The sequence below is a fragment of the Noviherbaspirillum sp. L7-7A genome (assembly GCF_019052805.1).
Lineage (GTDB): Bacteria > Pseudomonadota > Gammaproteobacteria > Burkholderiales > Burkholderiaceae_D > Noviherbaspirillum_A.
The window spans coordinates 2,386,219-2,398,773 of sequence record NZ_JAHQRJ010000001.1 but is presented as its reverse complement, the minus strand read 5'-3'; the positions used below and the strand labels follow the sequence as shown (position 1 = coordinate 2,398,773).

The window sequence follows — 12,555 nt, the reverse complement described above, 5'->3', positions numbered from 1 at the left end:
TGCCCCTTCGGGGTATTCCGCCCTACGCGCCATCCGTCTGGTAGGGTGCAATACCCAAAGGGTATTGCACCATTCGTCGCACACCGGAGTGGTCATGCCGGACACTTTCCTTGATTGACCAATCGCGGAATGCCCCTTCGGGGTATTCCGCCCTACGCCCTGCCTGAGGCTTCACATAGCGCGTAGCCTTTTCAGGCTGCCTCCGTCGCCTCCTTCTTCACCACCGCATAGCGTTGCAAGGTCAGTTCGCGCGCTTCCTCGTGGCGCACCGGCGGCATCGGGTAATGTTCGCCCAGCGTCACGCCAGCCTGCCGCAATGCCTCGGGCGTCGCCTTCCATGGCGCATGGATGTCCTTGGCGCTCAGCCTGGCCAGTTGCGGCAGCCAGCGACGGATGAAGGCGCCATCGGCATCGAATTTCTCGGATTGGGTGACCGGGTTGAAAATCCGGAACCAGGGCTGGGCGTCGCAGCCGGAAGACGCTGCCCATTGCCAGCCGCCATTGTTGGCGGAAAGGTCGAAATCGTTGAGCTTTTCAGCGAAATAGCGTTCGCCGCGACGGTAATCGATGCCCAGGTCCTTGATCAGGAAACAGGCGGCCACCATCCGCAGGCGGTTATGCATGAAGCCGGTGCGGTTGAGCTGCAACATGGCCGCATCCACCAGGGGATAGCCGGTGCGGCCCTCGCACCAGGCCTGATAAGTATGGTCGGCATGCGGTCCGGTCTCCCAGGAAATACGATCGTATTCCGGCTTGAAGGCATGCGTTGCCACATGCGGGAAATGGTGCAGGATGCTGAAGTAAAAATCGCGCCAGACCAGTTCCGACAGCCATACCGCCGCGCCCGGGCCGCCCTCGCCATTGTGCATCGCCTGCAGCGCGCGCCGTGCCAGCGCCCTGACCGACACGGTGCCGAAGCGCAGATGCACCGACAGATGCGAAGTGCCGCGCACGGCCGGAAAGTTGCGGGCAGTGTCGTAGTCGCGGATGCGGTCCATGAATTCGTCAACCAGGTCTTGCCCGCCGCTCATGCCGGCGGCAATGCCAAGGCTGGCCAGGTCGCTGGTTTCGAAACCGAGATCGGCAAGCGACGGCATGCCGGCCGGCGCCGCGGCCAGGCGGCGGTAGTCTGGCGCCGCTGCATATTTGTGCAGCAAGGGATGGTCCGCATGCGGATCGGCCGCCGCCATCAGGGTCTTCATCCAGGCATTCTTGTAGGGCGTGAAAACCGAGAATGGCCGGCCGGCCTGGGTCAGCACTTCCGATTTCTCGAAGATCACCTGGTCCTTGCAGAGTATCAGGCGTCGCCCCTCGGCCATCAGCGCGCCGGCGACCGCGGCATCCCGCGCCACCGCTGCCGGCTCATAGTCTTCATTGCTGAACACGGCTTCCACGCCCAGTTGCGCGGCCAGCCGCGGAATCTCGGTCGACGCATGGGCATGGCGCACGATCAGTCCGCCGCCGTGCAGGCGCAATTCGGCATCGAGTTCGGCCAGGCTTTGATGGATGAAATCGACCCGGCGGTCGGCCTTGTTGCCTTGCGCCTGCAACGGATCGAGAATTTCACGGTCGAAAATGAAAACGCAGTGCACGGTGGCGGACAGGCTCAGTGCCTCGTGCAGTGCGGCCTGATCGAAAGTGCGCAGGTCGCGCCGGAACCAGACGAGTGATGTATTGAATAAGCTCATGACGGGGAAAATGCGGAAGATAGAGCAGGGCGGCCAGGCCGCCCTGCAAAGAGTTGCCATGATGCCAGATCGGGCATCCGGCTGGGCAAAACTGATAAAATGCGCGGATTATGGCCAAGCAAAGCGATACTCCAGACCCCTCTTCCAGATCGCGCGGCACGGCACAGGCCCGCAGCGATGCAGCGTTCGCGGCCGAGCCCGGCCTGCATCTGGCCAATCACTTCCTGATCGCGATGCCGTCCATGCTCGACCCGATCTTCGGCGGCGCCGTGGTGTACATGTGCGAGCACAATGAAGACGGCGCGCTGGGCGTGATCATCAACAAGCCGACCGACATGATGATGCCGACGCTGTTCGAGCGCATCGACCTTTCCCTGGACATCGACGCCAGCCAGATGGCTGACAAGCCGGTGCTGTTCGGCGGCCCGGTCCAGGTCGAGCGCGGCTTCGTGCTGCATGCGCCGTTCGGCGACTTTTCCTCGATGATGAAAGTCACCGACGACATCGTGCTGACCACTTCCAAGGACGTGCTGGAAACCGTGGCCGCCACCGGCGGGCCGCGCCATCTGCTGGTCACGCTGGGCTGCGCCGGCTGGGGCGCCGGCCAGCTCGAAGAGGAAATCACCCGCAACGGCTGGCTGACGGTCAAGGCCGACCCGGCCGTCATTTTTGATCTGCCGGTGGAAGAGCGCTTTGCCGCCGCCCTGAAACTGCTGGGCATCGACCCGATGATGCTCAGCGGCGAGGCCGGGCATGCGTAATCGGCCGGGTACGGCGCCGCTGAGCACGGCGGCCGCGTGAAGACGGTGCTCGGCTTTGACTTCGGACTCAGGCGGATCGGCGTCGCGGTAGGCAATACCGGCCTGCGCCAGGCCCAGCCGTTGTCGATCATCGATGCGCCCACCAATGACGGCAAGTTCGCCGCGCTCGGCGCGCTGATCGCCGAATGGCAGCCGGCGCTGTGCGTGGTCGGCCTGCCCAGCCATCCGGACGGCGCCGAACATGAAATGACGGTGCGCTGCCGCCGCTTCGCCAACCAGATCAACGGCCGCTACGGCGTCGACACCGTGCTGATTGACGAGCGCTACTCGTCGGCGGTGCTGGCGCAGCGCCGCGGCGAGCGCATCGACGACCAGTCCGCCGCAATCATCCTGCAACAATACTTTGACGAATATGCCCCATCATGAACTCGACGCCGAGGCGCTGTACGCCGCGCTCGCCCGGCAGGTAAAAGACGCGCTGGCCAATGTGGACAAGGTGGCGCTGGTCGGCATCTATTCCGGCGGCGCCTGGCTGGCCGACCGGCTGGCCACGGAACTCGATGTCGATGGCCGCCTGGGCTATATCGACGTCTCCTTCTACCGCGACGACTATGCCGAAAAAGGCCTGCCGGCGGATGTGAAGCCCAGCCAGATTCCGTTCGACGTCGATGGCGCCACCATCCTGCTGGTCGACGACGTGCTCTACACCGGCCGCACCACGCGCGCGGCCATCAACGAGCTGTTCGACTATGGCCGCCCGGCGCGCATCATGCTCGCCGCGCTGGTGGACCGTGGCGAGCGCGAGCTGCCGATAGCCGCCGACTTTGTCGCCCACACCCTTGCGCTGGCCCCTGGCGAGCGTCTCGTACTGCAACGCGCCGACGACGGCAAACTTTCCTTCACCGTAGACCATGCATAATCCGCAACTGAACAAGAATGGCGAGCTGCAGCACCTCCTGACCATCGAAGGCCTGCCCAAGGCCATCGTCAACCAGATCCTCGATACCGCCTCTTCCTTCGTCGGCATCAGCGACCGCGAAGTCAAGAAGGTGCCGCTGATGCGCGGCAAGAGCGTCTTCAACCTGTTCTTCGAGAACTCGACCCGTACCCGCACCACCTTCGAGATCGCCTCCAAGCGCCTGTCGGCCGACGTGATCAACCTGAACATTTCGGCCTCCAGCGCCAGCAAGGGCGAGTCGCTGCTCGACACCATCGACAACCTGGCGGCGATGCATGCCGACATGTTCGTGGTGCGCCATGCGCAGTCGGGCGCGCCCTACCTGATCGCCAAGCACCTGACCGACACCGGCCGCTCCCACGTGCACGTGGTCAATGCCGGCGATGGCCGCCATGCCCATCCGACCCAGGGCCTGCTGGACATGTACACCATTCGGCACTACAAGAAGGACTTCAGCAACCTCACGGTCGCCATCGTCGGCGACATCCTGCACAGCCGGGTGGCGCGCTCGGACATCCATGCGCTGACCACGCTGGGCGTGCCGGAAGTGCGGGCCATCGGCCCGCGCACGCTGCTGCCCAGCGGCCTGGAGCAGCTTGGCGTGCGGGTCTTCACCGACATGCGCGAAGGCCTGAAGGATGTCGACGTGATCATCATGCTGCGCCTGCAGAACGAACGCATGAGCGGCGCGCTGCTGCCGTCCGCCCAGGAATATTTCAAGAGCTACGGCCTGACCACCGAGCGGCTGGCCATGGCCAAGCCGGACGCCATCGTGATGCATCCCGGCCCGATGAACCGCGGCGTGGAAATCGAGTCCGCCGTAGCGGACGGCGCGCAGGCGGTGATCCTGCCGCAGGTCACTTTCGGCATCGCGGTGCGGATGGCGGTGATGAGCATTCTCGCCGGCAATTGATGCCCGAACCGGCACACCTGAACAGCAGAGCAGAAGAACAGAAATCGCCAGGCATGCCTGGCCGCAGAACTAGGAACTTATGAAACTCCATATCAAGAATGGCCGGCTGATCGATCCGGCCAACGGTATAGACGCCAGCCGCGACCTCTACCTGGCCGATGGCAAGGTCGCCGCGGTCGGCTCCGCGCCGGCCGGTTTTCAGGCCGACCAGACCATCGATGCGCAGGGGCTGGTGGTGGCGCCCGGCCTGGTTGACCTGTCCGCGCGGCTGCGCGAACCCGGCTACGAGTACAAGGCCACGCTGGAATCCGAATTGCAGGCGGCAATCCAGGGCGGCGTGACCAGCCTAATCTGCCCGCCCGACACCGACCCGGTGCTGGACGAGCCCGGTTTGGTGGAAATGCTGCGCCACCGCGCCCGGAGCATGAACCAGGCCCATGTCTATCCACTTGGCGCGCTGACCGTCGGCCTGAAAGGCCAGTCGCTGACCGAAATGGCCGAGCTCACCGATGCCGGCTGCGTTGGCTTTTCCCAGGCCGATGAGCCGATACTCGATACCACGGTGCTGATGCGCGCAATGCAATATGCGCAGACCTTCGGCTACACCGTCTGGCTGCGTGCGCAGGACGCCCACCTGGGCCGTAACGGCATCGCCCACAGCGGCCCGATCGCCTCGCGCCTGGGCTTGTCCGGCGTGCCGGTGATGGCGGAAACCATTGCGCTGTATACGATCTTCGAACTGATGCGCTCGACCGGCGCCCGGGTCCACCTTTGCCGCATCTCCTCGGCCGCCGGCGTTGCGCTGGTGCGTACGGCAAAGAAGGAAGGCCTGCGACTGACTTGCGACGTATCCGCCCACCATGTGCACCTGACCGATGCCGACATCGGCTTTTTCGACTCGAATGCCCGCCTGACGCCGCCGCTGCGCTCCCAGCGCGACCGCGACGCACTGCGCCAGGGTTTGACGGATGGCACCATCGATGCCATCTGCTCGGACCATACGCCAGTCGACGACGACGAGAAGCTGCTGCCGTTCGGCGAGGCCTCTCCCGGCGCCACCGGGCTGGAACTGCTGCTGTCGCTGGCGCTGAAGTGGGCCGAGGAAGACGGCAAGGGCGATGGCTTGTCGCAAGCCATTGCCAAGATCAGTCCGGCACCGGCGCAGCTGGCCGGGCTGGCCGGCGGCCGGCTGGAGGCGGGCGCGCCAGCCGATCTCTGCATTTTCGATCCGGAAGCGCGCTGGACCGTGAAGGCCGGCGCGCTGGCCAGCCAGGGCAAGCACACGCCTTTCCTCGGCTATGAATTGCGCGGCCAGGTGCGGCATACCATCGTCGCCGGCCAGGTCGTGTTCAGCCGCGCATGATCACAGGCGGCCAGCCGGGAAAGGGCATGGCATGAGAATGCTGCACCTGGCGCGGGTGGTGCTGCACCTGCTGCAGGGACTGGCGACCTGTGCGCTGGTGTTCCCGCTGGCCGGCCCGGCGCTGCGCGAGCGCTGCATACGCAGCTGGTCGGGGAAACTGCTGGGGATTTGCGGCGTGCGGCTGTCGGTCAGCGGCTTGCTGTCGGATACGCCGGCGCTGATCGTCTGCAACCACGTATCCTGGCTGGACATCTTCGCCATCAACAGCTTGCGGCCCTGCCGCTTCGTTGCCAAGTCCGACATCCGTGACTGGCCGCTGGTCGGCTGGCTGTGCGAGCGTTCCGGCACGATTTTCATTGCCCGCGGCCGCCAGCGGGATGTTCGGCGGATTTTCCAGGGTTTGGTGAACAGCATCCACGCCGGCGAACGGGTGGCATTTTTTCCTGAAGGCACGGTGTCGCTGCAAGGCACGGTGCTGCCATTCCATGCCAACCTATTCGAAGCCGCGATCGATGCCGACGTGCCGGTGCAGCCCTACGCGCTGCGCTACCTGGACCGCCATGGGCAGCCGCATCCGGCAGTGGAATACGTGGGCGACACCACGTTCGTGCAAAGCATGCTGACCATCCTGCGCCATCGCGACATCCGCGCCGAATTGTTGCTGCTGCCGACGCTATCGAGCAATGGCGCCCACCGCCGCGAACTGGCTGCGGCGGCGCACGACGCGATCGCCGGTTCGCTGGGTGCGGAAAAGGCGTCCGCCTGAATCATGTTCGGCCTGGACTGGTCGGTCGGCCAACGATGCGCTAGCCCGGTTGCTGGTACTGCGGACAGTCGACCTGCACGATCTCCCTGTCCTCCAGGCATACTGCGGTCAACTTGCCGCCCCAGACGCAGCCGGTGTCGAGCGCAATGAAGTTGGGGCGTACCACCAGCCCCAGCGTGGACCAGTGCCCGGCCACGACAGTGACGTCGGCCGAACGCCGGCCCGGCACGTCAAACCACGGCATGAAGCCGGCCGGCGCTTCTCCCGCGCCATCCTTGGTATGGAAATCCATGGTGCCGTCGGCGCTGCAGAAGCGGATACGGGTCAGCGCGTTGACGATGCAGCGAAGGCGGTCGGCGCCTTGCAGGCTGTCGTCCCAGCGCGCCGGTTCATTGCCATACATGCCTCGCAGGAAATCCTGCCAATGCGGGCCGCGCAGGGCTGCTTCCACTTCCTGCGCCAGCAATAGTGCCTGATCGGCTGTCCATTGTGGCAGCAGGCCGGCATGCACCATCAAATAATTCCCCTCACGCAGCGCAAGCGGACGGTGCCGCAGCCAGTCAAGCAGCTCGGCGCAGTCGGGTGCTGACAGGATATCGTCGAGCGTATCGCCACGGCCGGGCTTGCGGATGCCGATTGACACGGCAAGCAGGTGCAGGTCGTGGTTGCCGAGCACCATCTCGGCCCGGTCACTCAACTCACGCACCAGCCTCAGCATGGCAAGGGATTGCGGGCCGCGGTTGACGGCATCGCCGACGAAAACGAGGCGGGCGTCGGGAGTGCGGGCTCGGAGCTTGTCGATCAGGTTGATGGCGCTTGCGTGGCAGCCCTGGATGTCGCCGATGGCGTAGGTGGTCATGAATAAGGAAGAGCCAGAAACGGCACAAGTTGAGCTAAATGCGATTTTATACAGCAACACTGAGCTAGATTTAGATTCATCTGGCCGAATCTATCATCTTCGTGTTGGTTGAATTGCAATCTACATAGCGTAAAATCCCTTGAATCTTGTGTTAGAAAAATTTCCAAAGGTTAATAATTATGATATTGGTCACAGGCGGAGCGGGCTTTATAGGATCTAACTTCGTACTCGACTGGCTGGCTGACAATGATGAAACCGTCGTCACTCTCGACAAACTGACTTACGCTGGCAATCTCAATAATCTTGCCTCCGTTCGCGACGACTCTCGTCATCTCTTCGTCCATGGGGATATTGGCGATGCCGACCTTGTGTCCAGCCTCCTAGCGCAGCACAAGCCGCGCGCAATCGCCCATTTTGCTGCTGAGAGCCACGTCGACCGGTCGATCCACGGCCCTGCGGCATTTATCGCCACCAACGTCAATGGCACCTTCAACTTGCTGGAGTCGACCCGCGCATACTGGGCGGCTTTACCTGAGAACGAGCGGGCTGCTTTCCGCTTTCTGCACGTGTCCACCGACGAGGTGTACGGATCGCTCTCTCCCGAGGATCCGCCATTCACCGAGACGACGGCATACCAGCCCAACAGTCCGTATTCGGCTTCCAAGGCTGCTTCAGACCATCTGGTGCGTGCCTATCATCACACCTATGGCCTGCCGACGCTTACCACCAACTGTTCCAATAACTACGGTCCCTATCACTTCCCGGAAAAGCTGATACCGCTGGTCATCGCCAATGCCCGCGCAGGCAAGCCACTGCCCATCTATGGCGACGGCCAGCAGATCCGCGACTGGCTTTACGTCGGCGACCATTGCGCCGCCATCCGCCGGGCGTTGGCTGACGGCCGTCCGGGCGAAACTTACAACATTGGCGGATGGAATGAAAAGGCCAATCTGGATGTGGTCGGGATGCTGTGCGACATCCTGGACGAACTGGCGCCGCGGTTACAAGGCGGCAGCTATCGTGAGCAAATCACCTATGTCGCCGACAGGCCCGGCCACGATCGGCGCTATGCAATCGATGCGCGCAAGATCGAACGCGAACTGGGCTGGAAGCCGGCCGAGACCTTTGAAACCGGCATACGCAGGACCGTGCAGTGGTATCTTGCCAATGAAGAATGGGTGCGGAACGTGCAGTCGGGCGACTACATGAAGTGGATGGAACGAAATTACAGCCAGCGGGACGCCGAAAGGAAAACAGCATGACAGCGCAATTGCAAGCCGCCCGTAAGGGCATCATCCTGGCCGGCGGCTCCGGCACCAGGCTGTACCCGGTGACGACGTCGGTGTCGAAGCAGTTGCTGCCAGTGTATGACAAGCCGATGATCTACTACCCGCTGGCGACCCTGATGCTGGCCGGGATACGGGACATCCTGGTCATTTCGACGCCCCAGGACACGCCACGCTTCGCCGAATTGCTGGGCGATGGCAGCCAGTGGGGGCTGTCCATCCAGTATGCGCAGCAGCCGTCTCCGGATGGACTGGCGCAGGCATTCATCATCGGGCGTCAGTTCATTGGCGGCGCGCCATCGGCGCTGATCCTCGGTGACAATATTTACTACGGACATGACTTCGAGCCCCAGTTGCGCAATGCCAACCTGAACCGGGACGGCTCGACCGTATTCGCGTATCACGTCACCGACCCTGAGCGTTACGGCGTCGTGGAGTTCGACGACCACCGGCGCGCGATCAGCATCGAGGAAAAGCCGCTCACCCCGAAATCCAATTACGCGGTGACGGGTCTGTATTTTTACGACACCAATGTGTGCGACATTGCCGCCGACATCAAGCCCTCGGCGCGCGGTGAACTGGAAATCACTGACGTCAACCGTACCTATCTGGAACGCAATGCGCTGAATGTCGAACTGCTGGGGCGCGGCATGGCTTGGCTTGATACCGGCACCCATGAATCGCTGCTGGACGCTTCTCACTTCATCGCCACAATCGAACGCCGGCAAGGCTTGAAAGTCTGCTGCCCGGAAGAGATCGCCTTCCGCCGTGGCTACATCGATGCGGCGCAACTCGAGCGGCTGGCCGAGCCTTTGAAGAAAAACGGCTACGGAAAATATCTGCTACAGCTCCTGAATAACAAAGTTTATTGATTACATCACATGCAAGTACATCATACCGATTTGCCCGACGTACTGATTGTCGAGCCCAAAGTGTTCGGCGATGATCGGGGTTTTTTTTATGAGAGTTTTAACCAGCGTCGTTTCCAGGAACTGACAGGCTCGAATCCGCAGTTCGTACAGGACAATCATTCCCGTTCCGCACGAAATGTACTGCGCGGCCTGCATTATCAGATCCGGCAGTCGCAGGGCAAGCTGGTACGGGTGGTGGCAGGAGAGGTATTCGATGTCGCAGTGGACATGAGGCGCACATCGAAGACTTTCGGCAAATGGACTGGCGTGGTCCTTTCCGCGGAAAACAAGCGGCAGATGTGGGTGCCGCCGGGCTTCGCCCACGGCTTCTTGGTGCTGAGCGAATCGGCTGAATTCCTTTACAAAACCACCGATTATTACGCACCGGAGCATGAGCGCGCGGTGCGCTGGGACGATCCCGATATCGGTATTGCATGGCCCTTGCAGGGTGCGCCGTTACTATCGGCGAAAGACGAGGCGGGGGTGTCTCTTGGTGAAGCGGAGACCTTTCCATGAAGATCCTGGTGACAGGCAAGAACGGGCAAGTGGGATATGAACTGGTGCGCAGCCTGCAGCCGCTGGGCGAGGTGATCGGCGTGGACCGCAGCGTGATGGACCTTGCGGATCTTGACCAGGTCCGGGACGTGATCCGCAGGATCAAGCCTGACCTAATCGTGAACTCCGCTGCATATACCGCAGTGGACAAGGCCGAGAGCGAACCGGAACTGGCGATGCGCATCAATGGTTTGGCGCCGGGCGTCATGGCGCAGGAAGTCGCGAGGCTGGGTGCCGCGATGGTCCACTATTCCACCGATTATGTCTTCGATGGTTCCAAGGATGGTCCTTACACCGAGGACGATATTCCTAACCCTTTGAATGTATATGGCCACACCAAACTCGCCGGAGAGCAGGCTGTCCTGGCTGCGGGCGCCTCTTGCCTGGTTTTTCGCACCAGCTGGGTGTACGGATTGCGTGGCAAGAACTTTTTGCTGACCATGCTGCGGCTGGCTGAAGAAGGGAAGCAACTGAACATTGTCAACGACCAAGTTGGCGCGCCCACTTGGAGCAGAAGTATTGCTGACACGACAGCATGCATTCTCGGCCAAGCGCGGCAAGCTCGCGGTTCGCAGCAATGGTGGCAGCAGCATTCAGGGATTTACCATCTTTCCGCGTTGAACCACATTACATGGTTTGGGTTTGCGTCGGAAATCTTCAATGGCATGGCTTCCCGTCCGACTCTGATGCCGATCCCATCGGCAGGCTACCCTACTCCAGCACAGCGGCCCAAGAACTCCACCTTGGATTGTCGGCGCCTGATACATACTTTCTGCGATTTACCTGACTGGCGTCTTGCGCTCAGCCTTTGCATGCAAAGATAAATCATAGAGGCAACTACGCTTCGGAAGCATGCGGTCACAACCTGACAGGCGATAAATCATAGGCGTTGCTGCTCTGGGCAGTTATAATAGCAAGTTTCCCTTGAGGCGATATGTGCATTATGGCATCGCATCTCTTCAGAGCGGTCCGTTGGACTCGCCTTCCTGTTTTTATATTTCAAAAAATCTTGCCAGTATTTTGCGGTACGAGGTGCAGAAATATTGAATGCAATGATCTTGCTGCAGTTCAGTTTAGTAATGCGTTTATTCGGGCAGTAAAGGCCGTTAATTTGAAATGAATCCTACCGTCTCTGCCTTGCTTGCTTTTTTGTGAACGCATGAAATTCTGTGCTAATAAATGTGATTGATGATGGAACAGAAATTGTTGTGGGGGAAGCTGATTGATGTAATGGAATCCAAGTCCGGAATTGATGTATTTCCTGAATTGGCATTCACTTTTTATCTGTTCACCAGGCGCCTGTACACTGAGCTTTGTAATAACGGAACAAGTGATGTTTTTTTCATGTCAAGAGAAGGTCAGCCTTTGCTTGAGATGTTCAAACGATATGCAAGGCATCGGCAAAAGATAGTCCCCAAGGAAACAAGGGTGCATTACCTGGAAGTATCCCGGCGTTCCACATTGCTTCCTTCCCTCAGGCCTTTGGAGAAAGAGGATTTTGAAACCCTCTTCCGCCAATATCGTTCCATTTCACTGTACGAATTTCTTTCCAGCCTTGGGTTGGGAGCACATGCCAATGATGTGGCTGCAATGCTCGGATCGGAAATGTCCGCAATCCAGTCCAGACTTGCAGATTTGCCGACCGATCCGGATTTCAAAAGGCTGATAGGCCATCCGGCTTTTCAACATTTGTATGAAACCGAGCGTTCCAGCAGGAAAGCGGCATTTGTTCAATATCTTTCCGACTTGGCGGGCGGCATCATTCCCAAGCGCCTTGCCATTGTTGATGTAGGCTGGAAGGGCACGATACAGGACAATCTGTTCAATCTCCTTTGTTGCGGGGATCCGCGTATTGTCGATCATATTGATGGTTATTACCTCGGCCTGGTCGCGCAGGGAAGCGTTCATCCTGATAACCGGAAGCGGGGCCTGGTTTTTTCATCCGTGGGCGAGCGGACCAAGCGATTTCATGTCTTCAATGAAAACCGTGCTTTGTTCGAGGTAATGCTTGCTGCCGATCACGGGTCGATTGTCTCCTATGCGAGCGGCAGGGAGGGTAAGGCATTTGCAATACGTGGATCTTTCGAAGAAGAAGAAATGGTCAGGAACAAAATCTGGCCAGTTCTGAACATCATTCTGGATCGATTTGACGAACTCCTAAGCATGAGTGAATTGCAGGAATTGTCAGATGAGCAGTTGCTGGAGATCGCGGCGGAATTGCATTTGCGGATGGTATTCAAGCCGACCGAGTCAGAGCGGAACTGGTTTGAATCCGTATTCCACGTGGAGAATTACGGATTTTTTGAAAATACCATGTTCGATGCGGCTGCTCAAAGGACAAGCCACGTCGCGAAATTGAAGTTCTGCATCGATCTTGTCAGGAAAAAAGGCAGGGCGCCCTTGGGATTTTGGCCTTACAAGACGCTTCAGGAAAAGGGTGGCAAATTGGTTGCTGGCGTGTATAGCTATCTTCGCCGGACCGCGCTTTAAAGATG

13 protein-coding genes are annotated in these 12,555 nt (G+C 60.2%); 11 read left to right on the top strand and 2 right to left on the bottom strand.

What is annotated here, in order from left to right:
• Positions 1–191: 191 nt before the first annotated feature.
• The gene (locus KTQ42_RS10860) at positions 192–1,688 is read right to left on the bottom strand and encodes a deoxyribodipyrimidine photo-lyase (protein WP_217345518.1); all 1,497 of its coding nucleotides are present in this window, start codon (positions 1,686–1,688) and stop codon (positions 192–194) included.
• Between the two features lie 233 nt (positions 1,689–1,921).
• Here KTQ42_RS10860 and KTQ42_RS10855 point away from each other — a divergent pair, with 233 nt between their 5' ends.
• The 6 genes from KTQ42_RS10855 to KTQ42_RS10830 all read left to right on the top strand — a co-directional run bounded on the left by KTQ42_RS10855 (position 1,922) and on the right by KTQ42_RS10830 (position 6,449).
• Positions 1,922–2,449, top strand: coding sequence for a YqgE/AlgH family protein (locus tag KTQ42_RS10855; protein WP_249222912.1), 528 nt, complete (start codon positions 1,922–1,924; stop codon positions 2,447–2,449).
• Positions 2,450–2,485: 36 nt separating this feature from the next.
• A complete protein-coding gene (gene ruvX / locus KTQ42_RS10850) occupies positions 2,486–2,875 on the top strand; it encodes a Holliday junction resolvase RuvX (protein WP_217345516.1) in 390 nt (129 codons plus the stop codon).
• The gene (gene pyrR, locus KTQ42_RS10845; protein ID WP_217345515.1) at positions 2,862–3,368 is read left to right on the top strand and encodes a bifunctional pyr operon transcriptional regulator/uracil phosphoribosyltransferase PyrR; all 507 of its coding nucleotides are present in this window, start codon (positions 2,862–2,864) and stop codon (positions 3,366–3,368) included. The genes ruvX and pyrR overlap by 14 nt, the downstream gene beginning before the upstream one ends.
• Positions 3,361–4,320 carry an aspartate carbamoyltransferase catalytic subunit gene (locus KTQ42_RS10840; protein ID WP_217345514.1) on the top strand — a complete coding sequence of 320 codons (960 nt, stop codon included), beginning with the start codon at positions 3,361–3,363 and terminating at the stop codon, positions 4,318–4,320. The genes pyrR and KTQ42_RS10840 overlap by 8 nt, the downstream gene beginning before the upstream one ends.
• A gap of 79 nt (positions 4,321–4,399) precedes the next feature.
• A complete protein-coding gene (locus KTQ42_RS10835; RefSeq protein ID WP_217345513.1) occupies positions 4,400–5,683 on the top strand; it encodes a dihydroorotase in 1,284 nt (427 codons plus the stop codon).
• A 31-nt stretch (positions 5,684–5,714) separates the two neighbouring features.
• The gene (locus tag KTQ42_RS10830) at positions 5,715–6,449 is read left to right on the top strand and encodes a 1-acyl-sn-glycerol-3-phosphate acyltransferase (protein WP_217345512.1); all 735 of its coding nucleotides are present in this window, start codon (positions 5,715–5,717) and stop codon (positions 6,447–6,449) included.
• 40 nt (positions 6,450–6,489) lie between these two features.
• Here the strand turns inward: KTQ42_RS10830 and KTQ42_RS10825 are convergent, their stop codons facing one another.
• The gene (locus KTQ42_RS10825; RefSeq protein ID WP_217345511.1) at positions 6,490–7,308 is read right to left on the bottom strand and encodes a symmetrical bis(5'-nucleosyl)-tetraphosphatase; all 819 of its coding nucleotides are present in this window, start codon (positions 7,306–7,308) and stop codon (positions 6,490–6,492) included.
• Between the two features lie 179 nt (positions 7,309–7,487).
• Between KTQ42_RS10825 and rfbB the strand changes: the two genes are divergently transcribed.
• The 5 genes from rfbB (at position 7,488) to KTQ42_RS10800 (ending at position 12,550) form a co-directional block, all read left to right on the top strand.
• Positions 7,488–8,570 carry a dTDP-glucose 4,6-dehydratase gene (gene rfbB / locus KTQ42_RS10820; RefSeq protein WP_217345510.1) on the top strand — a complete coding sequence of 361 codons (1,083 nt, stop codon included), beginning with the start codon at positions 7,488–7,490 and terminating at the stop codon, positions 8,568–8,570.
• Entirely contained in the window at positions 8,567–9,466 is a 900-nt protein-coding gene (gene rfbA / locus KTQ42_RS10815) for a glucose-1-phosphate thymidylyltransferase RfbA (RefSeq protein ID WP_217345509.1), read from the top strand. The genes rfbB and rfbA overlap by 4 nt, the downstream gene beginning before the upstream one ends.
• 9 nt (positions 9,467–9,475) lie before the next feature.
• Positions 9,476–10,021 (top strand): dTDP-4-dehydrorhamnose 3,5-epimerase, encoded by a 546-nt coding sequence (gene rfbC / locus KTQ42_RS10810; RefSeq protein WP_217345508.1) that lies wholly within the window; start codon positions 9,476–9,478, stop codon positions 10,019–10,021.
• Positions 10,018–10,884 carry a dTDP-4-dehydrorhamnose reductase gene (gene rfbD, locus KTQ42_RS10805; protein ID WP_217345507.1) on the top strand — a complete coding sequence of 289 codons (867 nt, stop codon included), beginning with the start codon at positions 10,018–10,020 and terminating at the stop codon, positions 10,882–10,884. Before rfbC ends, rfbD begins: the two co-directional genes overlap by 4 nt.
• A 364-nt stretch (positions 10,885–11,248) precedes the next feature.
• Positions 11,249–12,550, top strand: coding sequence for a hypothetical protein (locus KTQ42_RS10800; protein ID WP_217345506.1), 1,302 nt, complete (start codon positions 11,249–11,251; stop codon positions 12,548–12,550).
• Positions 12,551–12,555 lie beyond the last annotated feature (5 nt).